The sequence below is a fragment of the Tabrizicola sp. genome (assembly GCF_036781545.1).
Taxonomy (GTDB): Bacteria; Pseudomonadota; Alphaproteobacteria; order Rhodobacterales; family Rhodobacteraceae; genus Tabrizicola.
On the sequence record NZ_DAIQAT010000039.1, the window covers coordinates 1 to 24,259 of the forward strand.

22 protein-coding genes are annotated in these 24,259 nt (G+C 67.5%); 10 read left to right on the forward strand and 12 right to left on the reverse strand.

Annotation, left to right across the window (positions count from 1 at the left end):
- The 8 genes from V7Q39_RS08615 to regB all read right to left on the reverse strand — a co-directional run.
- On the reverse strand, window positions 1-116 hold a 116-nt coding region (locus V7Q39_RS08615; protein ID WP_333816178.1), incomplete at its 3' end, for a thioredoxin family protein.
- A 57-nt stretch (window positions 117-173) separates the two neighbouring features.
- On the reverse strand, window positions 174-3,467 hold the full coding sequence (addA, locus tag V7Q39_RS08620; RefSeq protein ID WP_333816158.1) for a double-strand break repair helicase AddA: 3,294 nt from the start codon (window positions 3,465-3,467) through the stop codon (window positions 174-176).
- On the reverse strand, window positions 3,464-6,373 hold the full coding sequence (gene addB, locus V7Q39_RS08625; protein WP_333816159.1) for a double-strand break repair protein AddB: 2,910 nt from the start codon (window positions 6,371-6,373) through the stop codon (window positions 3,464-3,466). The genes addA and addB overlap by 4 nt, the downstream gene beginning before the upstream one ends.
- Window positions 6,366-7,070: a nucleotidyltransferase family protein gene (locus V7Q39_RS08630; RefSeq protein ID WP_333816160.1), complete on the reverse strand. Its 705-nt coding sequence runs from the start codon at window positions 7,068-7,070 to the stop codon at window positions 6,366-6,368. The genes addB and V7Q39_RS08630 overlap by 8 nt, the downstream gene beginning before the upstream one ends.
- Window positions 7,046-8,062 carry an aminoglycoside phosphotransferase family protein gene (locus V7Q39_RS08635; RefSeq protein WP_333816161.1) on the reverse strand — a complete coding sequence of 339 codons (1,017 nt, stop codon included), beginning with the start codon at window positions 8,060-8,062 and terminating at the stop codon, window positions 7,046-7,048. Before V7Q39_RS08635 ends, V7Q39_RS08630 begins: the two co-directional genes overlap by 25 nt.
- Window positions 8,055-8,519 carry a tRNA (adenosine(37)-N6)-threonylcarbamoyltransferase complex ATPase subunit type 1 TsaE gene (gene tsaE, locus V7Q39_RS08640; protein ID WP_333816162.1) on the reverse strand — a complete coding sequence of 155 codons (465 nt, stop codon included), beginning with the start codon at window positions 8,517-8,519 and terminating at the stop codon, window positions 8,055-8,057. Before tsaE ends, V7Q39_RS08635 begins: the two co-directional genes overlap by 8 nt.
- Window positions 8,520-8,556: 37 nt before the next feature.
- Entirely contained in the window at window positions 8,557-10,125 is a 1,569-nt protein-coding gene (locus tag V7Q39_RS08645) for a PAS-domain containing protein (RefSeq protein WP_333816163.1), read from the reverse strand.
- A gap of 70 nt (window positions 10,126-10,195) precedes the next feature.
- Window positions 10,196-11,587, reverse strand: a complete 1,392-nt coding sequence (gene regB, locus V7Q39_RS08650; RefSeq protein ID WP_333816164.1) for a sensor histidine kinase RegB — start codon at window positions 11,585-11,587, stop codon at window positions 10,196-10,198.
- Between the two features lie 91 nt (window positions 11,588-11,678).
- Here regB and V7Q39_RS08655 point away from each other — a divergent pair, with 91 nt between their 5' ends.
- The 3 genes from V7Q39_RS08655 (at window position 11,679) to V7Q39_RS08665 (ending at window position 13,269) form a co-directional block, all read left to right on the forward strand.
- Complete coding sequence (locus V7Q39_RS08655) at window positions 11,679-12,305, forward strand: SCO family protein (RefSeq protein WP_333816165.1); 627 nt, start codon at window positions 11,679-11,681, stop codon at window positions 12,303-12,305.
- A gap of 27 nt (window positions 12,306-12,332) precedes the next feature.
- Window positions 12,333-12,884 carry an ActR/PrrA/RegA family redox response regulator transcription factor gene (locus tag V7Q39_RS08660; protein WP_333816166.1) on the forward strand — a complete coding sequence of 184 codons (552 nt, stop codon included), beginning with the start codon at window positions 12,333-12,335 and terminating at the stop codon, window positions 12,882-12,884.
- Between the two features lie 70 nt (window positions 12,885-12,954).
- Window positions 12,955-13,269: an H-NS histone family protein gene (locus tag V7Q39_RS08665; protein ID WP_333816179.1), complete on the forward strand. Its 315-nt coding sequence runs from the start codon at window positions 12,955-12,957 to the stop codon at window positions 13,267-13,269.
- 3 nt (window positions 13,270-13,272) lie between these two features.
- Here the strand turns inward: V7Q39_RS08665 and V7Q39_RS08670 are convergent, their stop codons facing one another.
- Window positions 13,273-14,148, reverse strand: coding sequence for a LysR family transcriptional regulator (locus V7Q39_RS08670; protein ID WP_333816167.1), 876 nt, complete (start codon window positions 14,146-14,148; stop codon window positions 13,273-13,275).
- A 97-nt stretch (window positions 14,149-14,245) separates the two neighbouring features.
- Here V7Q39_RS08670 and V7Q39_RS08675 point away from each other — a divergent pair, with 97 nt between their 5' ends.
- Window positions 14,246-14,404, forward strand: a complete 159-nt coding sequence (locus V7Q39_RS08675; protein ID WP_333816168.1) for a hypothetical protein — start codon at window positions 14,246-14,248, stop codon at window positions 14,402-14,404.
- A gap of 19 nt (window positions 14,405-14,423) precedes the next feature.
- Here the strand turns inward: V7Q39_RS08675 and V7Q39_RS08680 are convergent, their stop codons facing one another.
- Complete coding sequence (locus V7Q39_RS08680) at window positions 14,424-15,017, reverse strand: HD family hydrolase (RefSeq protein ID WP_333816169.1); 594 nt, start codon at window positions 15,015-15,017, stop codon at window positions 14,424-14,426.
- 76 nt (window positions 15,018-15,093) lie between these two features.
- Here V7Q39_RS08680 and ahcY point away from each other — a divergent pair, with 76 nt between their 5' ends.
- Window positions 15,094-16,482 (forward strand): adenosylhomocysteinase, encoded by a 1,389-nt coding sequence (gene ahcY / locus V7Q39_RS08685; protein WP_333816170.1) that lies wholly within the window; start codon window positions 15,094-15,096, stop codon window positions 16,480-16,482.
- 21 nt (window positions 16,483-16,503) lie between these two features.
- Here the strand turns inward: ahcY and V7Q39_RS08690 are convergent, their stop codons facing one another.
- A complete protein-coding gene (locus tag V7Q39_RS08690; RefSeq protein ID WP_333816171.1) occupies window positions 16,504-17,688 on the reverse strand; it encodes a glycosyltransferase family 2 protein in 1,185 nt (394 codons plus the stop codon).
- Between the two features lie 271 nt (window positions 17,689-17,959).
- Between V7Q39_RS08690 and V7Q39_RS08695 the strand changes: the two genes are divergently transcribed.
- The 4 genes from V7Q39_RS08695 (at window position 17,960) to V7Q39_RS08710 (ending at window position 21,826) form a co-directional block, all read left to right on the forward strand.
- A complete protein-coding gene (locus V7Q39_RS08695; protein WP_333816172.1) occupies window positions 17,960-19,726 on the forward strand; it encodes a hypothetical protein in 1,767 nt (588 codons plus the stop codon).
- 14 nt (window positions 19,727-19,740) lie between these two features.
- Window positions 19,741-20,115: a GtrA family protein gene (locus V7Q39_RS08700; RefSeq protein ID WP_333816173.1), complete on the forward strand. Its 375-nt coding sequence runs from the start codon at window positions 19,741-19,743 to the stop codon at window positions 20,113-20,115.
- A 94-nt stretch (window positions 20,116-20,209) separates the two neighbouring features.
- Window positions 20,210-20,551, forward strand: a complete 342-nt coding sequence (locus V7Q39_RS08705) for a DUF2853 family protein (RefSeq protein WP_333816174.1) — start codon at window positions 20,210-20,212, stop codon at window positions 20,549-20,551.
- Window positions 20,552-20,626: 75 nt separating this feature from the next.
- Window positions 20,627-21,826 carry an MFS transporter gene (locus tag V7Q39_RS08710; RefSeq protein ID WP_333816175.1) on the forward strand — a complete coding sequence of 400 codons (1,200 nt, stop codon included), beginning with the start codon at window positions 20,627-20,629 and terminating at the stop codon, window positions 21,824-21,826.
- A 269-nt stretch (window positions 21,827-22,095) separates the two neighbouring features.
- Here the strand turns inward: V7Q39_RS08710 and aroC are convergent, their stop codons facing one another.
- Window positions 22,096-23,196 carry a chorismate synthase gene (aroC, locus tag V7Q39_RS08715; RefSeq protein ID WP_333816176.1) on the reverse strand — a complete coding sequence of 367 codons (1,101 nt, stop codon included), beginning with the start codon at window positions 23,194-23,196 and terminating at the stop codon, window positions 22,096-22,098.
- Between the two features lie 290 nt (window positions 23,197-23,486).
- On the opposite strand from aroC, the gene V7Q39_RS08720 reads away from it, so the two are divergent.
- A partial coding sequence (locus V7Q39_RS08720) for a TerC/Alx family metal homeostasis membrane protein (protein ID WP_333816177.1) occupies window positions 23,487-24,259 on the forward strand: 773 nt, incomplete at its 3' end.

The window sequence follows — 24,259 nt, forward strand, 5'->3', positions numbered from 1 at the left end:
ATCTGGCGGCAGGGGCCGCACCATTCGGCCCAGAAGTCCACGACGACCGGGATGGCCGACTTGCGGACCTCGGCGTCGAAGGTGGCGTCGGTGACTGCGACGGTGGCAGCGCCCATGATCGTTCTCCTGCGGGATTTGTCGGATAAGGAAGGTATGGACGGAGGGCCGGAACGTCAAGGGATCGTGGTTCGGAGGAAGGCCTGCCTCACGATGCCGGGATCTACCCGCATCAGGCGGGGTCCTTTGGTCCACAGCACCGCCGTCTCGACCCGGCGGTCGGGGTAGATCTGCGCCAGCATGTGGGCATAGGCGCCAAGCTGGCGCAGGATGCCTTCGGGTGTGGTTTCGGGCCGGTCGGGGATCACGGCGTTCGACTTGTAGTCGATGATCAGGATGCGGTCGGGGGCGATGACCAGCCGGTCGATGGTCCCGGCCAGCGTCCGGTCGCCCCAGGGCGCGGTGACGGCGACTTCAGCGAGGGTCGCTGGGCCGAACAGCGGCGCGAGGTCGGGATGCGCTAGGACCAGCCGCGCCTCGGGCAGGGCGTCGGTCAGGTGCAGGGGGTCGGAAACCAGCGTCGCGGCGAGGCTGTCCCAATCTTCCGGCTTGAGCCCCGGCAGGCGTTCGAGAAGGAGATGCAGCGCGGTGCCGCGCGCGCGGGCTTCTGCCTCGGGATAAAGCGGTTCGCCCGGCAGCGCCTTGGCGCCGCCGAGGTCGGAGGGCGACAGCAGCTTCGGCGTGCGGAGGGGTTCGGGGGCGGGCTGCGACGCCCAGGCAGGAAGCGCGACGGGCGTCTCGGCGGCTAGGACGCGCGGCGCGGGGCCGGGCCAGTCGCCGAAGGCATGGCGCTGGATGCCGTCCTCGATGGTCACGGCCCCCGCCGCCTGCACCCCGGCAGAAATCAGGTTGTGCCAGCAGCTCGCCTGTGTCGTCTTGCCCGCTCCGGCGACGACCAGCCAGCAGCGCGCGCGGGTCATTGCGACGTAAAGGAGCCGCAACCGTTCCGCCGCGTCGCGCTCGGCCCGCGCGGCGCGTTCCTCGGCGATCAGGGCGGGGCTTTCCTCCTTGGCGACCTTCCAGACCGGCGGGCCACCGGGCAGGCGGTACAGCTGGTCGCGGTCCTGCAGGGGGTGGTCGCAGGTGTCGGGCAGGATGACGATTTCGGCCTCCAACCCCTTGGCGCCGTGGACCGTCATCACCCGGATGCGGTGGCCTTCGCCGTCGAGCTGGCGCTTCACCTCGACCTCGTCGGTCTCCATCCAGGCGAGGAAGCCGGTGAGGCTGGGGACCTCGGTCGCCTCGTAGGACAAAGCCTGGGACAGAAGCTCGTCGATTCCATCCTCGGCCTCGGCCCCCAGCCGCCCGATCAGCTTGCGGCGGCCGTCGTGGCGGTGGAGGACGCGTTCGATCAGGTCATAGGGGCGCAGGAAGTCGGCCTGCCCGCGCATGTCGTCGAGGAAGGCGCGGGTTTCGTCATGGCCGGGATGGTCGCGCAGCGCCTCCCACAGATAGCCCTTGCGGGGATGGGCGAGGCGGAAAAGCTCGACCTCGGTCCAGCCGCACAGGGGCGAGCGGAGGACGGCGGCGAGCGACAGGTCATCCTCGGGCGTGTCGAGGAAGGCGAGGAGGGCGGCGAGGTCCTTCACCGCCAGTTCGCCGCCGAGCTTCAGCCGATCGGCCCCGGCGATGGGCAGGTCCAGCGCCTTGCAGGCACGGATGATCTCACGGAACAGCTCGGACCGGCGCTGCACCAGGATCAGGAAGTCGCCGTAGTGGAGGGGGCGGTCGGGCTTGCCCGCCTGCGGGATCTGCTCGCCGGTTTCCACCCTTTCGCGAATCCAGCGGGCGATCCGGTTGGCCAGCGCGACATTCGGGTCCTCGGGGTGCGGGGTGTCGAGCGGCTCGAACCACGGGCCGGGCTCGGCCTTGTCCTCCTTGCCCAGAACGGGCCAGACATCGACCCGGCCGGGCAATGTGGCGTTGAAGGCAAGGTGGTGCGACCCGCCGCCAAGCGCCGCGTGCTGGTCGGGGGTGAAGGTCCGGTCGACCACCTCCAGCACCGCGGGGGAGGAGCGGAAGGAATGTTCCAGAGCGCTGGTCGCAAGGCCCGGCCCGCCGGCAAGGCGGCTGCCGAAATGGCCGCGCATCCGGTCGAAGGCGGCGACATCGGCGCCCTGGAAGGAATAGATCGACTGCTTCTTGTCGCCGACGACGAACAGCGTCCGCGCGCGATTGGCGGCACCTTCCCCGGCGATCAGTTCGGCCGACAGGGCCTCGATCAGGTCCCATTGCTCGGGGCTGGTGTCCTGCGCCTCGTCCACCAGGATATGGTCGATGCCGCCGTCCAGCCGGTAGAGCACCCAGGCCGCCAGCGAGGGGTCGGTGAGCAAAGCCTTGGCGCGGGCGATCAGGTCGTCGAAATCGAGGAAGCCCCGCGCGGCCTTGCGGGCGGCATATTCGGGCAGGAAGACGGCGGCGAAATCGTGCAGCGCCAGGGTCTTTTCGGCGGCGGCGAGCGCCTTTTCGGCGTCCCGCGCATCGCACACCCGCTGCATGAAGTCGTCGAAGTCATGCACCAGATCGCCCATGGCGGTGCGGACCTTGGTGGTCGGAACCTTCTTGAAATTGGGCTGGCCGTCCGCCTTGAGGAGGCAGTCATACAGCACCATCAGATCGGCACGGCCCGGCGCATCCAGCCGCAGTCCGGCAAGCGCCGTGGCGAGGTCCTGCATCGTCGCGGACCCGGCGCGCAGCAGCGGAAGGCATTGGGCGACCAGCCAATCCTCACCGCCGCGAAAGGCGATCTGCACGAAATGGTCGTCGGTGACATCCGCAGGCAGGCCGAACAACCGGCGCACCGAGGCAGGCTCCATGGGGGAGGCGAAAGCCGCGCGGTGGCCGGCGATCTGGTCGACAAGCGTGCCGAAATCCTCGCCGTTCTGCACCTCGGTCAGGCGGCGGACCACGACGGCCTGGGGGCCGTCGGCGATTTCCTCGACGATCTCGGCGCGCATCTGGCGGGCGGCGCGGTCGTCCATCTCGGTGAAGCCGGGGGGGACACCGGCCTCCAGCGGGAAGCGGCGGAGGAGGCTGGCGCAGAAGCTGTGGATCGTCTGGATGCGAAGCCCGCCCGGTGTCTCGATGGCGCGGGCGAAAAGCTGGCGCGCGCGGGACAGGCGTTGGGGCGACAGCGCGCCCTCGCCCAGCGTGGCGAGCGTCGTGCGCAGATCGGCCTCGGGCATCATCGCCCAGGCGCCCAGCCGCTGGAACAGACGGTTCTGCATCTCGGACGCGGCGGCCTTGGTGTAGGTGAGGCAAAGGATGTGCTGCGGCTCCACCCCGCCGAGCAGGAGGCGCGCCACGCGGTCGGTCAGCACGCGGGTCTTGCCCGAGCCGGCATTGGCCGAAAGCCAGGTGTTCCGCGCGGGATCGGCGGCAGTGATCTGGGGGGTGAGGGCATCGGTCATGCCCCATCCTCCGAGCCAAGCTCTTCGGGCACGGGATCGTCGGTCATGTCCCATTCGCCGAAGCGCGACAGGTGGTCGTAATCGCTGGCATCGCGGACGGATTCCAGCGCGCGGCGGGCGGTGTAGCCCTGGCCGGGACGCGCGTAACTGGCCATCAGCCTGCCGAACTCGGTCCAGACCTCGGCCACCTCGCCCGGCTCAAGGTCTGTCGTCTCGATGTCCAGCCGGGCCTTCAGCCCGACATAGGAAAGCCGCGCCACCTCTCCGGGGTCCAGCCCCCGGAACCCGCCCGCCTCGGCCATCGCGGCAGTCAGGAACAGCTGCTTGTCGAAATGCTTCTGCTGCGCCTTGGTGGGTGGCGCGCCGGTCTTGTAGTCGATCAGATAGAGCCGCCCGTCCTGCAACAGGTCGATCCGGTCGGGCTTGCCGGTCAGCGTGAAGTCGAGGCCCGGCAGCGCCACCGCGCCCTTTTCCTCGATCAGCACCGGCTGGCCCCCGGTCGAGGCCGAGAAGTCCAGGAAGGCATCCGCCGCCTTGGCGATACGGGCTTGCCAGATCGTCCGGGCCAGAGGCCAGGCCACCCTTTCGGCCAGCACTTCCCCGGTGATCGCCAGAAGCCTTTCGCGCCCGCCGCCACCTTCGCGCAGGTAGATCTCCAGGATTTCGTGCAGCACCGTGCCGCGCAACCGGGGGTCGGCGACGGGGCGCAGCGGGTCGAGCGGCTTCAGCTTCAGCACATGGCGCGCGTAGATCGCATAGGGGTCGCGGATCAGCGTCCTGATTTCGGTGACGGACAGCTTCCGCGGCCGGGCCGCGACCGGCGGGCGGGGCGAGGGCCGCCGCGCCGGGGCCGCCGCGGGGGCCGCATCGAAGGCCTGGGCCTGGCGCAGCCAGCCTTCGCCCCGGTCGCGCATCGCCCGCAGCGCATCGGGTCCGTTCCTCTCGGCCAAGCCCGACATCAGGTTCACCAGCCGGTTCAGCCAGCGCGAGGGCACGGTTTCCGCCTCCGGCCCCCGCTTCGCCCGGCTGAGCACCACGCGCCTTGCCGCCACCGCCTGCTGGTAGTCATGCGCCGAAAGCCCGATCCGGCGTTCCGGCAAAAGCAGCCCCGCCTCCTTCCGCATCGCCCGGTTCAGCCAGGGGTCGGGTGAGGGCTGGGCGGGCCAGGTGCCGTCGTTGAGGCCCCCGAGCACCACCAGATCGGCGCCTTGCACCCGGGCCTCCAGCGTGCCCCAGATCATGATGCCGGGGTGCACGCTTTCCGTCTCGCGCACCTCGTGCCGGTTGAGCACGCCCAGGAACACGCCCGCATAATCGGCAGGCGTCATCTCGCCCCCCGCCCCGGCTTCGGCCTGCAACTCTGCCACAGCCTTCGCGGCCTCTTCCCCGGCCGCCTTTTCCCACAGCGCCCCCGCGCCGGTTTCGGCAAAGCCCCGCGCCAGCGCCTCGCTCAGGACCAGATGCATCGCGACAAAGTCTTCCAGGGGCAGCCGTGGAATGGCCTCGTGCCCGCAAAGCGTGGCCGCCACGATCCGCGCCCAGTCGGCGGCGCGCTCGTGGGTCTGGGTATCGGCCCAGCTCTGCACGCTTTCCGCCGTGGGGAAGGCGGGGCCGTGGCGGCGCAGATGCAGCTCGAACTCGCGGGTCAGGATCAGATGCGGGCCGCGGCCGGGGCCGGAAAAGGCGAGCGGGTGCTTGAGCAGCGCCAGCAGCGCATCGCCGGTCAGCTTCTGGCCAAACAGTGCCGCGACCTGCCGCATCAGGCGACCGGGGGCCGACAAGGCCAGCGGACGCCCGGCGGAATCGTCGGGGCGGATGCCCCAGCGGTCCAGTGCGGCGGTCACGCGGCGGGTGAGGTTGCGGTCGGGCGAGACCAGCGCGGCGCGGGTGCCGGTCTCGGCGGCCTCGCGCAGGATCAGGGCGATGGCGATGGCCTCGGCGCGTTCGCTGGGCGCTTCGATCAGGATCAGCGCTTCGGTGGCGGGGCGCAGGTCGGGCAGGCCCGGCCCCTCGGTCAGCCACTGGTCGGTGATCGGCGCGGGGCGGAGCGAGAGCGAGATCAGCCGGTTGCGGTCGGGCGCGGGAGGCTGCGCCTCGGTCCATCGCCGGATCGCCCCCGGCCCGCACTCCAGCAGGTCCATCACCCGGCGGAAGCGGAATTGCGGATGGTCCTCGGCGGTCAGCGCGTCGTCCATGCTGGCCCAGACCGGATCGGGCGTGTCGAAGTCATAGCCCGGCAGGACCACCGCGCCGTTCGGCAGCCGGGCAATGGCCTGCACCAGAAGCGCCGTCGTCCCGCGCGAGGCCGTGGAGCCCGCCAGGATCACCGGGTCCGCGGGGGGGCTGGTGGACCACTCCTCCGCCAGCCGCGTCACCGCCCGACGCAGCACGGCCTCGGCATCCGGGGCCTCGCCGCGCAGCGCCTCGGTCACGATCCCGAGGAAGGCCTGTGTGCGCGCCCAATGCGCCGAATGGTTGGCCACGTCCAGCCGCGCGATGCGGCCGGGATCGACGCCTTCGCCCTGCATCTCCTCCATCAGCGCAGCCAGGCTGTCGGCCAGATCATACAGCGCCGTGCGGGGGAATTGCGTGGAGCCGGTGGCAAGCAGCCCGTCCAGCAGCACCGACAGCTCCAGCCTGCGGCGCAGGGACGAGATCGGGCGGGGCAGGGCGATCCCGGCCAGTGTGGCGGCTTCGGTGATCAGCATCAGCCGGGGCAGGAGCAGCGCCCCCTTCGCTTGCAGGCCTTCCGCCACCCGGCGGCGCATCCGCTGGGTGTTGACGATCACTGTCACCCGCGCCAGCGCTTCCGGCGGCTGGCCGGCCATGCGGGCCAGCAGGCCTTCCACCAGTTCCGCGGGAAAGTCGACGCCGAGGGGCAGGGCGAAGAGGTTCGGTTCAGTCATGCCGGGCAGAGTGGAGGAGCGCCTCGGCCGCCGCAATCCCCTCGGGGTGGCCCACGTCGCACCAGCCGCCGTGGTGGACGATCCCGTAAGCGGTGCCTGCGGCGATCATCTCGCTCCAGGGTCGGTTGAGGGAGAAGACCGCATCGGAAGTCGTCGCGATCCGGGCCGGATGCAGGATCTGCGCGCCGATGTAGACATGGTCCTCGCCGCCCGCGCCGCGCGAAATCCGCCCGTCGGGGGCCAGGCGGAAATCACCCTTCGGGCCATGCGCCAGCGTATCGGCCAGGGGCAGGAGCAGGAGCAGCGCCTCCATCCGGCTGCCGTCCCAGGCGGCGGCAAGCTCGCGCAAGGGGTTTTGCCCGGTCCAGATGCCGTCGCTGTTCAGCAGCGCCACCGGCCCATCGCCCAGAAGCGGCAGCGCGGCTTTCAGGCCTCCGCCGGTTTCGAGTATTTGCTCACATTCGTGACTGATCGCAACGCCGCGCCCGGCAAGATGGATTGCCATCTGGTCGGCGCGGTAATGCGTGTTCACCACCGTCCGGGTCGCGCCCGCCTGGTGGCCGACCTCCAGCGCATGGTCGATCAGCGCCCGGCCAGCGACCGGGATCAGCGGCTTGGGCCGGTCGGCGGTCAGGGCGCCCATGCGGGTGCCGAACCCGGCGGCGAAGATCATCAGCGGGAAGGGGAAGTCGGACATTGCCGTTCGATCTTGTGCAGGAGGTCGGGGGTGGGCGCGGGCAGCAGCCGGTCGCAGATCGCGCGGAGGTCGGCGAGCGCCGGATGGGCGAGGTTCTGCTGCAACTGGCCCCAGACGCGGGGGATCAGGCGCAGGTAGTGGGGTTTCCCCGCGACGAGGCAGAGCCGGGCGAAGATACCGAGAATGCGCAGGGCCCGCTGTGCGCCGAGCGTCGCGTAATGGGCGGCGAAGGCAGCCGGATCGGCCCCGGTGGCAGCGGCGAAACGGGCAACCATCGCGGATTCGGTCCCGGGCCGGACATCGCGGCGGGCGTCCTGGAGCAGCGAGACGAGGTCATAGCCCGGCTGACCCAGCTGGCCGAGTTGGAAATCGAGGAGCCCGACACGGGCGAGCCCCCCGCGACCCGGCAGCCAGAGCAGGTTCTCGGCATGATAGTCGCGCAGGATCAACACGCGGGGGCCATCGGCATGGGTGCACAGCGCGGCGGAGAGGGCGGCGTGGAAGTCCGCCGCGTCCGGTTTCGTCCCGGTGGCCGCAAAAGCGTACCAGTCCAGTGCGAAGCCCGCCGCCGTCGCCCAATCCGCGGCGGAAAGGTTCGGCAGGCCGGGCGGGGGTGGGGCGGAGTGCAGATGGAGGAGCACGTCGACCGCCGGGGCATAAAGCTCGGCCTCCCGGCAGGGATCGGCAGTCAGGAGCCGGGCATAGAGGTCGTCGCCCAGGTCTTCCAGCAGCAGAAGGCCGCGCGGCAGGTCCTCGGCGAGGATCGCCGGGGCAGAGAGGCCGAGGGCGCGCAGGTGCCGGGCCATGCTGGCGAAGGCCGCCGGATCGTCGGCCCCGCCCGGCGGGTTGTCCATCAGGACGGCGGTCGCCGCGCCGAGCCGCAGCCGTTCGTAGCGCCGGTCCGAGGCATCGCCCGCCAGATGGTGGCGCTCGGCCCTGCCCCAACCGGCAAGGGCCAGGAAATCGCTGATTGCAGCCGCCCGCTCAGCCATCGACCAGCGCCTTCCCCAGCCCGTCCCGCCCGCCGACGATCACCGCCCGGCGCCCCTCGCCTGCCGCCTCCAGCCTGATCCACAGCGCGTCGGGCGGGACATGGGCGCCCAGCCGGTCGGGCCATTCGACCATGCAGATCGCACTCTGGAAGGCGTCGTCGAGGCCCAGTTCCCAGACCTCGTCGGGGTGGGTCAGCCGGTAAAGATCGGCGTGCCAGATCTCCACCCCGTCCGCCTCATAGACCTGGACAAGGGTGAAGCTGGGCGAGGGCACCTCTTCCGCACGGCCCAGGCGGGCGCGGATGAAGGCGCGGGCGAGGCAGCTTTTCCCGGCCCCGATCGGACCTTCCAGCAGGATCACATCGCCGGGCCGGGCCAGCGTGGCCAGTCTGCGGCCCAGAGCCTCGGTCGCATCGGCATCGGGCAGGTCAAGGGAAAGCAGGGCGGCGCGCGTCATGCCGCGACTGTAGCGGCGGGGCGGGCCGCCGCAAGCCTCAGGCCGAGAGGAGCCCCATCGGCGCAGGGTCCCGGACGGTGTGGAACGCCAGCACGCCCTGCAGCCGGAAGGTGATCAGCGTCGCCCCGCCGGTCAGCGGGCGGAACCGGCACGAGACCAGCCGCCCGTCCAGAAGCCGCACCTCCCCCTCCCAGGGCGCGCGATCGCCCGCGCTGGTGACAAAGTCGGTCGCGTCGTCCCAGAGAAGCGAAGGCGCCGCATGCTCGCGCCACCAAGCGCAGAGCGTGCCGATGCTCGCCTCGGACAACAGGACCTGCGGGTCGTGCTGCCAGAGCTGGGCATAGGCGTGGTTCGACATCACCAGCTGCCCGCCCTGCGAGAAGACGGCGACCGCGTCCTCCACCGCGTCGATCACCGACTGGCCAAGCTCCAGGTCGGCCCGGTAGCGGCGGGTGCGCGACATCTCGTTCGAGATATCCTCGAACATGAAGGCCAGCGCGCCGTTCGGATGGGGGCGACCGATCACCCGGTAGGTCTGGCCGCCCGGCAGGCTCCAGGTCTCCTCGAAGAGGCCCATCGCGGCCTCTTCCTCCAGCCGGGCCAGCTGCTTGCGCCAGCTGCGATAGTCGCGCGGTTCGGGGATCATCGCCCGCGCCCGCATCGCGTCGAGGAAAGCGTTCAGCGTCGGGCGCGCGATCAGCATTTCCGGCGCGAGCGTGGTCAGGTCGGCCAGCGCGGGGTTGAACATCTGAAGGCAGCGCGAGCGGTCGAAGATCGCTAGGCCGATGGGCAGGTCGGCGAAAGTCTTGGTCAGGGTCTGCATGAACTCGCGCAGCGCGGCCTCGGCCTGCACCGCCTTGTCCGCCGCCAGCGCATAGCACAGCATCTCCTCGCCCTGCGGCATCCGGACGAGGTCGAACCATTCCGCCCCGCTTGGCATCTGCAGCTTCAGACGGAGCAGATGGGTCTTCGGCGCTGTGGGCTGGTCGAAGAGCTTCGGTAGGGGCCAGGACAGGTCTTCGCCTTCGGGCAGAAGCTCGACCGCGCGGATGAGATAGGCGTGATTCGCCCAGATCACCCCGCCAGCCGCGGATTCGCGCCACATCAGCACTGGCGCGCGCGAGAGGATCGCCCGCTGCGCCATCACCTCTTGCTGGAGCGCCGCAGCCGTCGCCGCATCGGCCGGACTGGCCGCGGGTCCCTGGCCGCCCTCGACGGTGATCCGGGTCAGGCCTGACAGGTGTTCGGCCTTCAGGACCAGCGCCGGGCCGGAACCGGACTGCGCGGCGATCTGTACCTGGCCCAGCCGGGGCAGGGCGGCCAGATGTTCGGAAAGATTGGGAAAATCCGGTCCGAACCGGGTGACGAGCCGGGCGCGGGCCGAGCTGTCTTCGCCGTCCGGCAGAAGCGCGCGCGCGGCGGGTGTCGCATCGACCAGACGGTCGCCGTCGAGGAGGAACGACACCCGCGCGGGGCTGTGATCGAAAATGCTGGGCACGGCAGCGTCGCGCCGCGATTGCCAGGCAGCGATGAAGAACAACGCGGACATTGCCACCAGAAGCGCGGTTCCGACCGTTCCCACCGCCATCCACATTTCAATCGCCATCCCGGCCCCCGATCCTCGACACCTGGGCCAAGGCTAGGCGGCAAACGGTTAATCGCCGGTTAACTGCTGCTCAAAGGTCGATGCGGGTGTTCTGGCCGAGGCCGCCCGTGCTTGGGGGCGGGGCCAGGTCCGAGGCGTTCCAGATCGCCTCGACCACCGCGCCCGAACGCTCCGGCCTGTCCTCGGGGGACAGGAACGGGTCTGTCGCATTGGCGAAGGACAGCTCTGCGCCCGAGCGCTCCAGCAATGTCTTGGCGATGAAGAGCCCAAGCCCCATGCCTTCGTATCCCGGGCGCTTCTCGGCCTCGGGCTCGGGACGGCGGGCGCGGACGAAGGGGTCGCCGATCCGGCCGATCACGTTCGGCGGAAAGCCGTCGCCATCGTCGGTGATGCGGATGATGATGCGATGCGAGGTCCATTCGCCCTCGACCCAGACGGTCGAGCGGGCGAAATCCACCGCGTTCTGCACCAGGTTGCGAAGTCCGTGGATGACCTCGGGCCGCCGCAGGATCGTGGGTTGCGCCTCGGCGCCGTCCTGGATCGGCGCGAAGGCGAATTCCACCTGCTTGCCCCGCGCCAGATGCGGCTCGGCGGCCTCGCGCAACACCGCCGACAGGGGCGCCTGCCGCAGATGCAGGTCGTCCTTCCCGGCCCGCCCCATGTCGCGCAGGATGTCGCGGCAGCGGTCGGCCTGCGCACGGATCAGGCGGGCATCCTCCTGCAACTCGGGCTGGCTGTCCAGCTCCTCGATCAACTCGGCGCTGACCAGCTTGATGGTGGCAAGGGGCGTCCCCAGCTCGTGCGCGGCGGCGGCGACCACGCCGGCCAGGTCGGTCAGCTTCTGTTCGCGCGCCAGCGCCATCTGGGTCGCCAGCAGCGCCTCGGACATCGACCGCATCTCGGTCGCGACCCGGCGCGAGTAAAGCCCGAGGAACAGGATGCCGATGATGATCGACAACCAGAAGCCGAAGGCGAAGAGCCGCGGGATCACCAGCGCCGTGCCGTCGGGAAAGCGGAGCGGCAGGTGCCAGACCATGGCGACGCTGACGACAAGGATCGCCAGCGCCCCCAAGAACAGCGTCGAGCGCAGGCTTAGCACGCTGGCCGAGATGGTGACGGGCGCGAGCACCAGGATCGCGAACGGGTTGGTCAGCCCGCCGGTCAGGAACAGAAGGAACGCCAGCTGCGACAGATCGAAGAGGAGGGTCAGGAAGGCCTCGGCCTCGTTCAGCCTCCGGTTTTCCGGCAGAAGCACGACGAGAAGCAGGTTCGCCAGCACCGAGAGCCCGACCGCCAGCGCGCAGAGACCCAGCGGCAGTTGCAGCCCGTAGGCCTGGCTGGCCACCAGGATCGCCGCCACCTGCCCGGCGATCGCCATCCAGCGCAACAGGATGAGCGTGCGCAGGCGGACCATGTTGACCCCTGCATCGCGGGCCTGAACGGTGGGTGGCGCGGTGACCATGCTGTGACCAGATGTCCTCCCAATCGGGTTGACCATTGTTATGGGTCGGCGCATCTGAGATCAATGCGACCCGTCGGACCATGGGGTGAACATGACGAAGCTTTATGCAGGTGTGGCGGCAGCGGCCGTTGCGGCTTTCCTCGGGGCCTCGGCCTGGTATGTCGTGGCGAACCGGGGTGACGACGCTTTTGCCCAATGTCGCCAGGGCCAGATTGCGGGCGGCGATATCGGCGGGCCGTTCACGCTGGTGAACACGGCGGGACAGACGGTGACGGACAAGGACGTCATCACCAAACCCGCGCTGGTCTATTTCGGCTACACCTTCTGCCCCGACGTCTGCCCGCTGGACATGGCGCGCAATGTCGAGGCGGTGGACAAGCTGGAGGCCAAGGGATTGGACGTGACCCCGGTCTTCATCACCATCGACCCGGACCGCGACACGCCCGAGGCGCTGGCGGATTACGCCTACAACATGCACCCCAAGCTCGTGGCGTTGACCGGCAGCGCGGATCAGGTGCAGGCGGCGTCGAAGGCCTACAAGACCTTCTACAAGAAACGCGACACCGGCGATGACTATTACCTGATGGACCATTCCACCTTCACCTATCTGATGCTGCCGGGCGAAGGCTTCGTCGATTTCTTCCGGCGCGAGATTACCTCCGATCAGATGGCGGAAAGCGTTGCTTGTTTCGTGAAGGCAGGCAAAGCTGCCTCGTGACCTGCTGCTGAAGACCAGGAAAGACGCATGACCGAAGACCTCGCCGATCTGGGCCCGGACCCGACGCTTCTGCTTGTCGACGACGACGAGCCATTCGTGAAACGGCTGGCGAAGGCGATGGAGAAGCGCGGCTTCCTGACCGAAACCGCACAAAGCGTGGCGGAAGGCCGTGCCAAGGCCATTGCGCGCCCCCCGGCCTATGCGGTGGTGGACCTCAGGCTGGAGGATGGCAACGGGCTCGAGGTGATCGAGACGCTGCGCGAAAAGCGTCCGTCCTGCCGGATCGTGGTGCTGACCGGTTATGGCGCGATTGCCACGGCGGTGGCGGCGGTGAAGATCGGCGCGGTCGACTATTTGTCCAAACCGGCCGACGCCAATGACGTCACCAATGCGCTGTTGGCCAAGGGTGGCAATCTGCCGGAGCCGTCGGAGAATCCGATGTCGGCAGACCGCGTCCGCTGGGAACATATCCAGCGCGTCTATGAAATGTGCGACCGCAATGTTTCGGAAACGGCGCGCCGTCTTTCCATGCATCGCCGCACGTTGCAGCGTATTCTTGCGAAAAGAAGCCCCCGCTAGTCAACAATTCTTGCGCTGGTGCGATATTGGCCCTATTCCGGAGGCGTCTTTATCCGAGGGGGATCAGACATTGAAACTCGACTTGAATACGCTTTCCCTGAAAGAGCTGAAGGATCTGCAATCGCAGGTTGCCAAGGCGATTTCGGGTTATGAAGACCGCCGCAAACGCGAAGCGCTGGCGGAACTGGAAGAAAAGGCGAAGACATTGGGCTTTTCGCTGTCCGAGTTGACTGGGGTCACGACCGGACGCAAACGCTCGCCGTCGACGGCGAAATACGCGAACCCGGCGAATGCCGCCGACACCTGGTCGGGCCGTGGCCGTAAGCCGCGCTGGTTCTCTGAAGCGCTGGCCAAGGGCAAGAAGCCGGACGATATGGCGATCTGAGCCTCAGCTCTGCGATTTGAGCCATTTCAGGAATGCCCGGGCCGCAGCGCGCTTTGGCCCGGGCAGGGTTACGATGAAATAGGCCGGAAGTTTTTCGCGGCCTTCATGCACGATGCGCAGTCGCCCGTCCGCCACATCGGATTCGATCAGCGCCGCCGTTTCCACCACCAGCCCAAGCCCCTGCCGCGCGGCCGCGATGGCCAGCTCCTCGCTGTTGATGTCGGTCCGGCTCAAGGCCTCGGGGTCCAGCCCCAGCTGCCGCAGCAGGGTATCCTGCTCCGGCCAGCCGGTTGACAGGATCCAGTCCATCTCCGCCATCTCGGCCGTCGTCAATTCGCTGCGCTCGCCGATCAATGACGGCGCCCCGGCGATCACCAGCCGGGCCGAGGCGAGGTATTGCGTCTCCAGCCCCGGCCAGTCGCCATTGCCATAGCGGATGCCCAGATCCATCCGCTCGCGGTGCAGGTCCGCCACCCGGTTGTCGGGATGCAGCGACAGGCCGATGTCGGGCTGCTGTTCCCAGAAGTCCTTTAGCCGCGGCATCAGCCATTGCGCCGCGAAACTGGCAGTCAGCGTCACACGCACCGGGCGATCCGTCTCGCCTGCCCGCAGCGCCTCCAGCCCGCGCTGGATCGCGCCGAAGCCTTCCCCCAGCGCCTCGGCCAGCTGCTCGCCATCCGTGGTCAGGCTGACCCCACGCCCCTCACGCTGCACCAGCGACCGGCCCAGCTGATCCTCCAGCGCGCGGACCTGCTGGGCCACGGCGGCATGGGTCACGTTCAGCATCCGCGCCGCCTGAGAAAAGCTGCGCAGCTCCGCCGTCGCCGCAAAGGCGCGCAGCGCGGTCAGCGAGGGGATGCTGCGCCAGTCGGTCGCCATATGTTAGATCACCTAACAGTCACTCAAAGCTATTGAATCGTATCACGACTGTTTTCATGGCAAAAGAGATCATCGAAAGACGAAAAGGAGAAAGATCATGTTGAATATCTTCGCCGAGGCCCTGATGATCGCAACGCGCCTGGGCCATGTCCCGGAACAGCATTTGCCGCGCCGTGAGCAACGCCGCAGCCCGCGGGAGTTCATGGAAATCGAAGGGCTGAACACGGCGGATCGCCTGCGGGTCATCGGCCGCTGATGCCCGGCGCCTGTCCCTGTCAGTCGCAGGCTGCAAGCAGCCGCGCCACAGAAGCCACATAGTCCGCCCGCACCTCTGCGGGCGGACGAAGCCGTATCTCCAGCCTGTGCACCAGCTCCGGCACGGGTCGTCCGAACAGCTTGTCGGCCTCCGCCTCGCGAAACCCCGCGATCCGCACCGCTTCCAGCCAGGCCGAAACCTTGTCCGCCGCCTTGATCGCCTTCTTGATCGCCACCGGCAACACCGCAGGCAGGCCGAAGCGCAGATGCACCGCCGCCGTCAACCGCTGGTCCAGCTCTCCGTATCCCGGCCCCACCGCCGCTTTCACCGGGCTGATCATGTCGCCGATCACATATTCCGGTGCATCGTGCAGCACCGCCGCCAGCCGCCACTTTGCCGCGATACCGGGGCTCATGCGCGTGAAGATCTCCTCCACCAGCAAAGAATGCTCGGCCACCGAATAGGGCCAGTCCCCCCGCGTCTGCCCATTCCACCGCGCGACAAAGGCCAGGCCATGCGCGATGTCCTCGATCTCGATATCCACCGGCGTCGGATCGAGAAGGTCCAGCCTGCGGCCCGAGAGCATCCGTTGCCAGGCGCGGGGTTGTTTCATGCGGAGCGGCCTTTGTTGTCTGCGGTCGGGATCAATGCTATCTGCCCGCGCAACTAAGGATCAAGGAGTGCGCCGCATGGCTGCGGATTACATCGTCAAGGACATCGCCCTGGCCGAGTTCGGCCGCAAGGAACTGACCATCGCCGAGACCGAGATGCCGGGCCTGATGGCCTGCCGCGAGGAATTCGGCGCCTCGCAGCCGCTGAAAGGCGCGCGGATCGTCGGCAGCCTGCACATGACGATCCAGACAGCCGCGCTGATCGAGACGCTGGTGGCCCTGGGGGCGGATGTGCGCTGGGCCTCCTGCAACATCTTCTCGACCCAGGACCATGCCGCCGCCGCGATTGCCGCTGCGGGCATTCCGGTCTTCGCCGTGAAGGGCCAGACCCTGACCGAACATTGGGACTACCTTGACCGGTCCTTCATGTTCCCCGAGGGCGCGAACATGATCCTCGACGATGGCGGCGACGCGACGCTGTACGTCCTTCTGGGCGCACGGATGGAGGCGGGCGAGGATGTGCTGGCCGTGCCGCAGTCCGAGGAGGAAGAGGTCATCAAGCTGCAGATCCAGAAGCGGATCAAAGCCTCCCCCGGCTGGTTCGCCAAGACCAAGGCCGCGATCAAGGGCGTGTCGGAAGAGACGACCACCGGCGTCCACCGTCTGTATGATCTGCACAAGCGGGGTCAGCTTCCCTTCCCGGCGATCAACGTCAACGACAGCGTCACGAAGTCGAAGTTCGACAACAAATACGGCTGCAAGGAATCGCTGGTCGACGGCATCCGTCGTGCCACCGACACGATGATGGCCGGCAAGGTCGCCGTGGTCTGCGGCTATGGCGATGTGGGCAAAGGCTCGGCCGCTTCGCTGCGCGGTGCTGGCGCACGGGTGAAGGTCACGGAAGTGGACCCGATCTGCGCCCTGCAAGCTGCGATGGACGGCTATGAGGTGACGCTGCTGGAAGACGAGGTCGCCAGCGCCGACATCTTCATCACCACCACCGGCAACAAGGACGTGATCCGCATCGAGCATTTGCGCGCGATGAAGGACATGGCCATCGTCGGCAACATCGGCCACTTCGACAACGAAATTCAGGTCGCCGCGCTGCGCAACCACAAATGGACCAACATCAAGGACCAGGTCGACATGATCGAGATGCCCTCGGGCGCCCGCATCATCCTCTTGTCCGAAGGCCGTCTCCTGAACCTCGGCAATGCCACCGGCCACCCCAGCTTTGTCATGTCCGCCAGCTTCACCAACCAGGTGCTGGCGCAGATCGAGCTTTGGACCAAGGGCGAGGACTATGCGCCGGGCGTCTACATCCTGCCGAAGGCGCTGGATGAAAAGGTTGCCCGCCTGCACCTGAAGAAGATCGGCGTCAAGCTGACCGAGCTGAAGCCCGACCAGGCCGCCTATATCGGGGTGAAACCGGAAGGGCCGTTCAAGTCGGACCACTACCGCTATTGACTGCGGAAACCGGCCTGGGGATCAGACCCGGGCCGGTTCGCCTTCGGGCGTCGGAACCTCGACCGGCGCCTTCTGGCTCAACAGCCCCCAGAGGAATCCGTTCGTCACCGACTGCATCCCCAGCGCCGCCAGCACGGCGACCAGCGAGGCGGTGCGGGTGATCGTTCCCGCCTCCAGCGGCCCGAACCCGCGCGAGGCCCAGAAGCCGACCGAGGCAACGGTCGCCAGGAAAGCCATCAGCAGGAACACCGCGCCGACCTGGCAGGCGGTATCCACCGATAGCCGGGACCGCAGGCGTTCGAACCGGGGCGAGGTGGGCAGCAGGTTCATCCGCACCGCGAAAAGCCGGGCCAGCGCATGGAACCAGACCAGCTGGAACCCGGTCATGATGAAGGTCGCGGCGAAGATCAGCGTGCCGGTATCCAGCGTTACGCCGCCCAAAGTCACGGGCGCGAAGAGCAGCGGCAGGAACAGCGCGCCACCCAATGCCAGAAGCGCAAGGCCCGGATAAAGGAAGATCGAGAACGGCGCGAATGTCAGCAAAAGCTTCAGGTGCCGCCAGCCATCCCGCCACGACCGCAGGTGCGGCGGACGCGACCGTCCGTCGGGCGAGAGCGTCGTCGGCACCTCGGCGATGTTCAACCCGGCCAGCGAGGCCTTCATCACCATTTCCGACGCGAATTCCATTCCGGGGCTGGTCAGCCCCAGCTTCAGGATCGCCGCCCGCGAAAAGCCGCGCAGCCCGCAGTGAAAATCGCCCACCGGCGTACGATACAGAACCCGCCCGACGGTCGACAGCACCGGGTTGCCCAGATAGCGATGCAGCGGCGGCATGGCCCCCTTGGCGATCCCGCCTTTGAAGCGGTTGCCCATCACCAGGTCGGCCCCGGCGCGCAGCCGTTCGACGAACCCGTCCAGCCGCGCGAAATCATAGCTGTCGTCACTGTCGCCCATGATCACGAAGCGGCCCCGCGCCGCCGAGATTCCCGCGATCAGCGCCGCGCCATAGCCGCGTTGCGCCACCGGCACCACCACGGCGCCCAGGCCTTCCGCAATGGCTTGGCTGCCGTCGGTCGAGCCGTTGTCGGCCACCATGACCTCGCCCTTGATGCCTGACGCTTCAAGATACCCGCGCGCCTTGCGGACGCAGGTCTCGAGTGTCTCTGCCTCGTTCAGGCAGGGCATGAGGATGGTGAGTTCGATCATCGGCTGATTCCCTGGCGGTCGGTCAGGCAGACCTGCGGCGTCGTGCAATGATGCGCTGGCAAAAGCGCCTAAATTGGGGCGGGGAATGGGATGAATCCTGACATGGCGGGGCTCCGCACCACAGAAGCGGATACTTTTCGCCATAGTCATGACTGTTTCCAAAATCACAGTGATTTGCAGCAGGCTTGGCTAACAACGAAAACGCCGGAAACAGAACGACGTGCCTATCACCTTTAGAACCATTACCGAATCACCCAGGTCGCTTCTCTGGTTGATCTGCCTTGCGGGAATCGCGCTGGTGTTCCTCACCGCGCTCAAATCCATGCCGCAGATTTCTGATCTGCTTCTCATGGCCGATCCGGACGACCAGATGCGCCTGATGGAGATGCGCGACCTTCTGTCCGGCCAATCCTGGTGGGACACCCGGCAATACCGCGTCCTGCCGCCCGAAGGCATTCCGATGCACTGGTCGCGCTACATCGACGCCGGTCTCGCCGCCATCATCCTTGTCGCCCGACATTTCCTATCGACCTCAGCCGCCGAACTTGCCGCCGTGATCCTCTGGCCCAGCTTCCTGGCCTGCCTGATGGTGCTTGTCCTGGCACATGGTACGGCGCGGCTTCTGGGAACCGCCTCGGCCATCGGGGCGGTCGCCGTCTTCCTCAGTTGGAGCAAGCTGGGCGGCGAATTCGTTCCGCCGCGGATCGACCACCACAATCTGCAGGTCCTTTGCGGCACAGCGCTGTTCTATCTGGCTCTGGTGCCGGGTCGCGCCTGGGTCCTGGGGGCCCTGGGCGGGGTCGTCACCGCCTTCTCTCTGGCGATCGGGCTGGAGCTTCTACCCTACTACGCCACGATCTGGGGCCTCATGGCGCTGCGCCATGCCTTCGGGCAGGCCAACACCGGCCCCTGGCTTCTCGGCTTCGGCGCGGCGATCACGCTGTCCGCGCCGCTGTTCCTGGCTGGCCAGACACCGATGTCGGGCTGGGCAACACCCTGGTGCGACGTGCTGGCAACCCCGGTCATGGCGCTGGGTCTCGTCGGTGTCGTCGCGACCCTGACCCCGGTTCTGGCCGGGCGCGTCCTGACCGGCCCGGCGTCGCGGATCGCGACCCTCGTGGCCGTGACCGGGGTGGGCCTCTGGCTCGCCTTCCCGCTTCCGGGCCAGTGCCTTGCGGGCCCCTATTCCGGCGTCGACCCGGAAATGCGCAACATCATCGAGACCAACATCATCGAGGCCCTGTCCGTTCCGACCCTGCTGGCGAGCGACCCCGCGCTTCTGGGTCGCATCCTCCTGCCGCCGCTCGTCATCGCCGGTCTCGCCGCGATCACCCTCTGGCGCCTGCGGGGACGGATCGGCCCGCTGCAAGCCACCGCGCTGATGCAGGCCTTCGTCGTGACCGGTATCGGGCTGGGCTTTTCCCTGCTGCAGATCCGGGCCGTCAACCTGATGACCCCGGCGATCCCCTTCCTTGCGGGTTTCCTGGTCTACGGCTTCACCCTGATCCCCCGCGAAAGCCGGGTCCGTGCCCCTGCGGCGGTGGCTCTGCTTCTGGCCCTTCCGACCGTCGTGGAAAACGCTGTGACCTGGCTGTCTTCGGCGTCCAGGACCGACTCTGGCCCCGAGGCGTCGCAGCAGCCAGGTCTGCGTGGCGGGAGTTGCCGCACCCCGACGGCCATGGCCGAGATCGCCCGCCTGCCTCCGGCGCTGATGTTCTCGACGATGAACCTGGGGCCGGCCATTATAACCTATACCCAGCATTCCGTGACATCGGCGGGCTATCATCGCAGCTTCGACGCCTTCTGGAACGGGACCGGGGCTTTCCTGACCGAGGACGCGCTTCGCGCAGCAATCGCCAAGTCAGGCGCGGACTATGTCGTCCTCTGCGCTGACAGCCGGATCGAGCGTGGCAATCCCTGGACCGCCTCCCTTATCGCTGGCGAGATGCCGGACTGGCTGACGGATGTGACGCTGGATCGCACCGAACTGCGGCTTCTGAGAGTCGACAAGGCCAGACTTGCAGAGACTTCCCCGTGACGATCCGGCACTCCATGTTCCTGCGCTTCCTGGCCGTGGGCGGTGGTATCTCCCTGCTTTACGCCATACTGGCGGCCACTGCGACCTCGCACCTCCCCCTGCCCAGGGCGGTTTCTGCGGGGGCGCTTTGGGTCCTGTGCATTCCCGTGGCCTTCTGGCTCCAGCGCCGTATCACCTTCACCCACCGCACGCCCCACCGGCACGGGCTGTGGCTTTATGCCGCGACACAGGGGCTGGGGGTCGGGATCGCCGCGTCGGTCAGTTTCCTTCTGGCGAACGGCAGCTTCCGGCACGATCTTTTCGTTCATCTCCTCGCCTCGGGGCTGGCTGCGATCGCCAGCTATCTGATCAATCACCGGATCGTCTTCCCCGATCCATCGGCAGACTGACGGCAAGGCCAAGAATTTCCCCTTCCCGAACTTGGCCCGGCAGACTACGGTCGCAGCCGTTAACGATCACCGTTCCAGTCAAGGGAGACAAAGGATGGGCAAGAGGGACGAACTCATCGCCAAATATGCCGATGACCTGAAGAACAAGTGCAACGTGACGCCAGACATGGCGCTTCTGACGAAAGTGACGATCGGCTGCGGGCCGTCGATCTATGACAATGACGCGCAGACCGTTGCCGCTTCGGACAAGGAAGAGCTGGAGCGCATCAGGTCGAACTTCCTGATCAAGAAACTGGGCCTGAAGGATGGTCCGGCCCTGATGGAAGGCATCAACGCCGCCGTCGACACCTACGGCAAGTCCGAGCGCAACAAGTTCCGGGCGGTGTTCTACTATCTGCTGGTCAAGCATTTCGGCAAGGAAAAGGTCTACGCCTGACAAAGGCGGACCGGCGGACATTGTCTTTCCCCGAGGAGCGCGCCATGTTGGCCCGCCCGCAGCCGGAAAGACCCGATGTCCGCCACTCCCCAGCCTTCCCAGACCGCCGGTGACAGCACTGTCGTGCAGGTCATCCTTGCCGTCGCGCTTGGTCATTTCCTGAATGACCTGATGCAATCCTTGATTCCGGCGGCCTATCCGCTGCTCAAGAGCAATCTGGCGCTCAGCTTTTCCCAGATCGGGCTGATCACCTTCGTTTTCCAGGGCACCGCCTCGGTGCTGCAGCCGCTGGTCGGGCTCTACACCGACCGCAGGCCGCTGCCCTATGCCATGTCCGCCGGAATGGCCTCGACCGGGGTCGGCCTCGTGGCTCTGGCCCATGCACAAAGCTTCGGCGTCGTGCTGCTGTCGGTCGCGCTGATCGGCCTCGGCTCGTCGATCTTCCACCCCGAGGCCTCGCGCATCGCCCGCCTGGCGGCCGGGATGCGCCCGGGCTTCGCGCAATCGCTGTTCCAGGTCGGCGGCAATGCCGGATCGGCCCTTGGCCCCCTGGCGGCGGCCTTCGTGGTGATGCAGCGCGGGCAGCTTTCGATCGAATGGTTCGCGGCCGTCGCCCTTGCCGGGATGGCGCTCCTCTGGGGCGTCGGGCGCTGGTATGTGGCAGTCGGCGCCGCCCGTGCCCACGCCCGGAAAAGCCGTGCCCGCGCCGCCGTGCCCCTGCCCACCGCCACCGTGCGCTTCGGGATGATCCTCCTGATCCTGCTGATGCTTTCCAAGTTCGTCTATTCGGTCTCGCTCTCCAGCTACTACACCTTCTACCTGATCGAGCAGTACGGCCTGAGCGTCGGGCAGTCCCAGCTTTGCCTTTTCATCTTCCTCGCCGCGGTCGCGGTCGGCACCATCATCGGTGGTCCCATCGGCGACCGGATCGGGCGGCGGCGGGTGATCCTGTGGTCAATCCTGGGCATCCTGCCGCTGACCATTCTGGTCCCCTGGCTGCCGCTAGTGCCATCGGTCATCGCGGTCTCGCTGGCCGGGCTGATCCTGGCCTCGGCCTTCCCGGCGATGGTGGTTTATGCCCAGGACCTGATGCCGCAAAGCACGGGGATGGTTGCCGGGCTTCTCTTCGGGCTCGCCTTCGGCATCGCGGCGCTGGGGGCCGCGGGCCTGGGGGTGCTGGCCGACCATTGGGGCATCGTCACCGTCTACCGCATCTGCGCCTTCCTGCCGCTTCTGGGTCTGGTGGCTTTCCTCCTGCCCAACCCGCGCGACTGATCGGATTTGCCCTAAATGCCGCGCGCTTCGCGTTTGAGCGGCGCGGCGGATTCGGCTATCAGGGAGAAGTCAGGGCAGGACGCCCGGGACCTTTTATACAGACTACGCGGTGCTTGGGGTGTGCGCGTGGGGTGGATGGAGGGTCCCGTAGGGGTGCGGGGCCCTCCATTCCATTTCTGCTGCGCGTGGACAGGCGGCCCGTCGCGATCCCGGACATCGCGAAGACGTGCCGCATCATCCCGATCCGCAAATCCCGGTCCCCGGGAAGCTCAGCCGATCCGCCCCCGCACCGCGCCGGTCTGGCCCCGGTCCAGCAGCAGGTGGTCCAGCAGCACGCAGGCCATCATCGCCTCGCCCACCGGCACCGCGCGGATGCCGACACAGGGGTCGTGGCGGCCCTTGGTGATCAGGTCGGTTTCCCGGCCGTCCTGCGTCACCGTCCGGCGCGGCGTCAGGATCGACGACGTGGGCTTCACCGCGAAGCGGCAGACCACCGGCTGCCCGGTGGAAATCCCGCCCAGGATGCCGCCCGCATGGTTCGACAGGAACTCCGGCCCCTCCGGCCCCATGCGAATCTCGTCGGCATTCTCGACTCCGGTCAGCGAAGCCGCCGCCATCCCCTCGCCGATCTCCACGCCCTTGACCGCGTTGATCGACATCATCGCCGAAGCCAGGTCGCTGTCGAGCTTGCCGTAAAGCGGCGCGCCCAGCCCCGGCGGAACGCCGTCTGCCACCACCTCGATCACCGCGCCGACCGAATTGTGCGAGAGCCGCAGCTCATCCAGATAGACGGCCCACTCCGCCGCCGCCACCGGATCGGGGCACCAGAACGGGTTCAGCCCGATCTGCGGCGGATCGAAGCGCGCCCGATCAATCCCCTTCACCCCCATCTGCACCATGTAGCCGGTGATCTTCAGCCCCGGCACCAGCGCCGCCAGAACCGCCCGCGCAACACCCCCCGCCGCGACCCGCGATGCCGTCTCGCGTGCCGAGGACCGCCCGCCGCCGCGATAATCCCGGATGCCGTACTTCTGGTGATAGGTGATGTCGGCGTGCCCCGGCCGGAACGACTGTGCGATCTCGCCATAGTCCTTCGACCGCTGGTCGGTGTTCTCGATCATCAGCTGGATCGGGGTGCCCGTCGTCCTCCCCTCGAACACGCCCGAGAGAATCCGGACCGCATCCGCCTCCTGCCGCTGGGTGGTGAACTTTGACGTCCCCGGCTTCCGCCGGTCCAGCCAGGGTTGCAGGTCCGCCTCTGACAGCGCCACGCCGGGGGGGCAGCCGTCCACCGTGCAGCCGATGGCCGGCCCATGGCTTTCGCCCCAGGTGGTGACGCGGAAGAGATGTCCAAAGGTGTTCAGGCTCATGGCGGTCTCCTACGGATCGGGCATACAGGCCGTGCGACCCCTGCCACAAGCCCCGAGGCCGCGGAAAATCCGGCGGAACCGGCAGGGGAGTCACGCTTCCGTGAAAATTCCCGGGCGTCCGGGGTTGAAATGCCGCCCTCGCCCCCCACTTCCCCACAGCGGGCCGGGCCCCTCTGACGACGCCAGTCGTGATGTCGGACCGCATCGAGTAATCGTGCTCGATGTCAGCCCGGCGCCCTGCCCCCTGAAAAGGCTGACCTCGACGCACCCGAGCGAGAGGTAAAACGGGGATGGAATTCCTCTTCCTGACGGTTTTGGCCAAGCCCCTGTGGCTGTGGCTGCTGTTCCTGACCATCGTCGTCACGCTGATGGTCTTCGACCTGGGCGTCCTGCACAAGGACGACCACGAGCTTGGCGTCACCGAAAGCCTGAAGCTGTCGGCCTTCTACATCGCCATCGCCATCGCCTTCGGCGGCTATATCTGGTGGGCTTGGTCGAACGGCACGCTGGTGACAAGCGACGGCACCAACCCGGTGGCCAGCTATTTCCAGGGCTATATCATCGAGAAGGTGCTCTCGATCGACAACGTCTTCGTCATTTCGCTGATCTTCGGCTACTTCGCCATTCCCCGGAAATACCAGTATCGCGCGCTGGTCTGGGGCATCATCGGCGTGATCATCCTGCGCGGCATCATGATCGCCATCGGGGCCGAGCTGATCGCCGCCTATGGCTGGGTGACGCTGGTCTTCGCCGCGTTCCTGGCTTTCACGGGGTTGAAGATGCTGGTCGTGCCGGAAAGCGATCCCGATATCTCGAAGAACCCGGTGGTGCGCTTCATCTCGACCCACATGAACGTCACCAAAGGGCTGCACGGGCAGAAGTTCTTCGTCCGCGAGACGAATCCCGCGACGGGCAGGCTGATGCTGTATGCAACGCCGCTTTTCGTTGCCCTGATCGTGATCAACGTGGCCGACCTGGTCTTCGCGGTGGATTCGGTGCCCGCGATCTTCCTGATCACCACCGACACCTTCATCGTCTACACCGCGAACATCATGGCGATCCT

Bases quoted from the DNA above. Each gene is read 5' to 3' on its own strand.
- addB (WP_333816159.1), bottom strand. From the start codon at position 6,373: ATGACTGAACCGAACCTCTTCGCCCTGCCCCTCGGCGTCGACTTTCCC.
- V7Q39_RS08630 (WP_333816160.1), bottom strand. From the start codon at position 7,070: ATGTCCGACTTCCCCTTCCCGCTGATGATCTTCGCCGCCGGGTTCGGC.
- V7Q39_RS08705 (WP_333816174.1), top strand. From the start codon at position 20,210: ATGGGCAAGAGGGACGAACTCATCGCCAAATATGCCGATGACCTGAAG.
- V7Q39_RS08645 (WP_333816163.1), bottom strand. From the start codon at position 10,125: ATGGCGATTGAAATGTGGATGGCGGTGGGAACGGTCGGAACCGCGCTT.
- V7Q39_RS08710 (WP_333816175.1), top strand. From the start codon at position 20,627: ATGTCCGCCACTCCCCAGCCTTCCCAGACCGCCGGTGACAGCACTGTC.
- V7Q39_RS08655 (WP_333816165.1), top strand. From the start codon at position 11,679: ATGACGAAGCTTTATGCAGGTGTGGCGGCAGCGGCCGTTGCGGCTTTC.
- V7Q39_RS08635 (WP_333816161.1), bottom strand. From the start codon at position 8,062: ATGGCTGAGCGGGCGGCTGCAATCAGCGATTTCCTGGCCCTTGCCGGT.
- tsaE (WP_333816162.1), bottom strand. From the start codon at position 8,519: ATGACGCGCGCCGCCCTGCTTTCCCTTGACCTGCCCGATGCCGATGCG.
- V7Q39_RS08680 (WP_333816169.1), bottom strand. From the start codon at position 15,017: ATGAAACAACCCCGCGCCTGGCAACGGATGCTCTCGGGCCGCAGGCTG.
- aroC (WP_333816176.1), bottom strand. From the start codon at position 23,196: ATGAGCCTGAACACCTTTGGACATCTCTTCCGCGTCACCACCTGGGGC.
- V7Q39_RS08675 (WP_333816168.1), top strand. From the start codon at position 14,246: ATGTTGAATATCTTCGCCGAGGCCCTGATGATCGCAACGCGCCTGGGC.
- addA (WP_333816158.1), bottom strand. From the start codon at position 3,467: ATGACCGATGCCCTCACCCCCCAGATCACTGCCGCCGATCCCGCGCGG.
- V7Q39_RS08700 (WP_333816173.1), top strand. From the start codon at position 19,741: ATGTTCCTGCGCTTCCTGGCCGTGGGCGGTGGTATCTCCCTGCTTTAC.
- regB (WP_333816164.1), bottom strand. From the start codon at position 11,587: ATGGTCACCGCGCCACCCACCGTTCAGGCCCGCGATGCAGGGGTCAAC.
- V7Q39_RS08690 (WP_333816171.1), bottom strand. From the start codon at position 17,688: ATGATCGAACTCACCATCCTCATGCCCTGCCTGAACGAGGCAGAGACA.
- V7Q39_RS08660 (WP_333816166.1), top strand. From the start codon at position 12,333: ATGACCGAAGACCTCGCCGATCTGGGCCCGGACCCGACGCTTCTGCTT.
- ahcY (WP_333816170.1), top strand. From the start codon at position 15,094: ATGGCTGCGGATTACATCGTCAAGGACATCGCCCTGGCCGAGTTCGGC.
- V7Q39_RS08670 (WP_333816167.1), bottom strand. From the start codon at position 14,148: ATGGCGACCGACTGGCGCAGCATCCCCTCGCTGACCGCGCTGCGCGCC.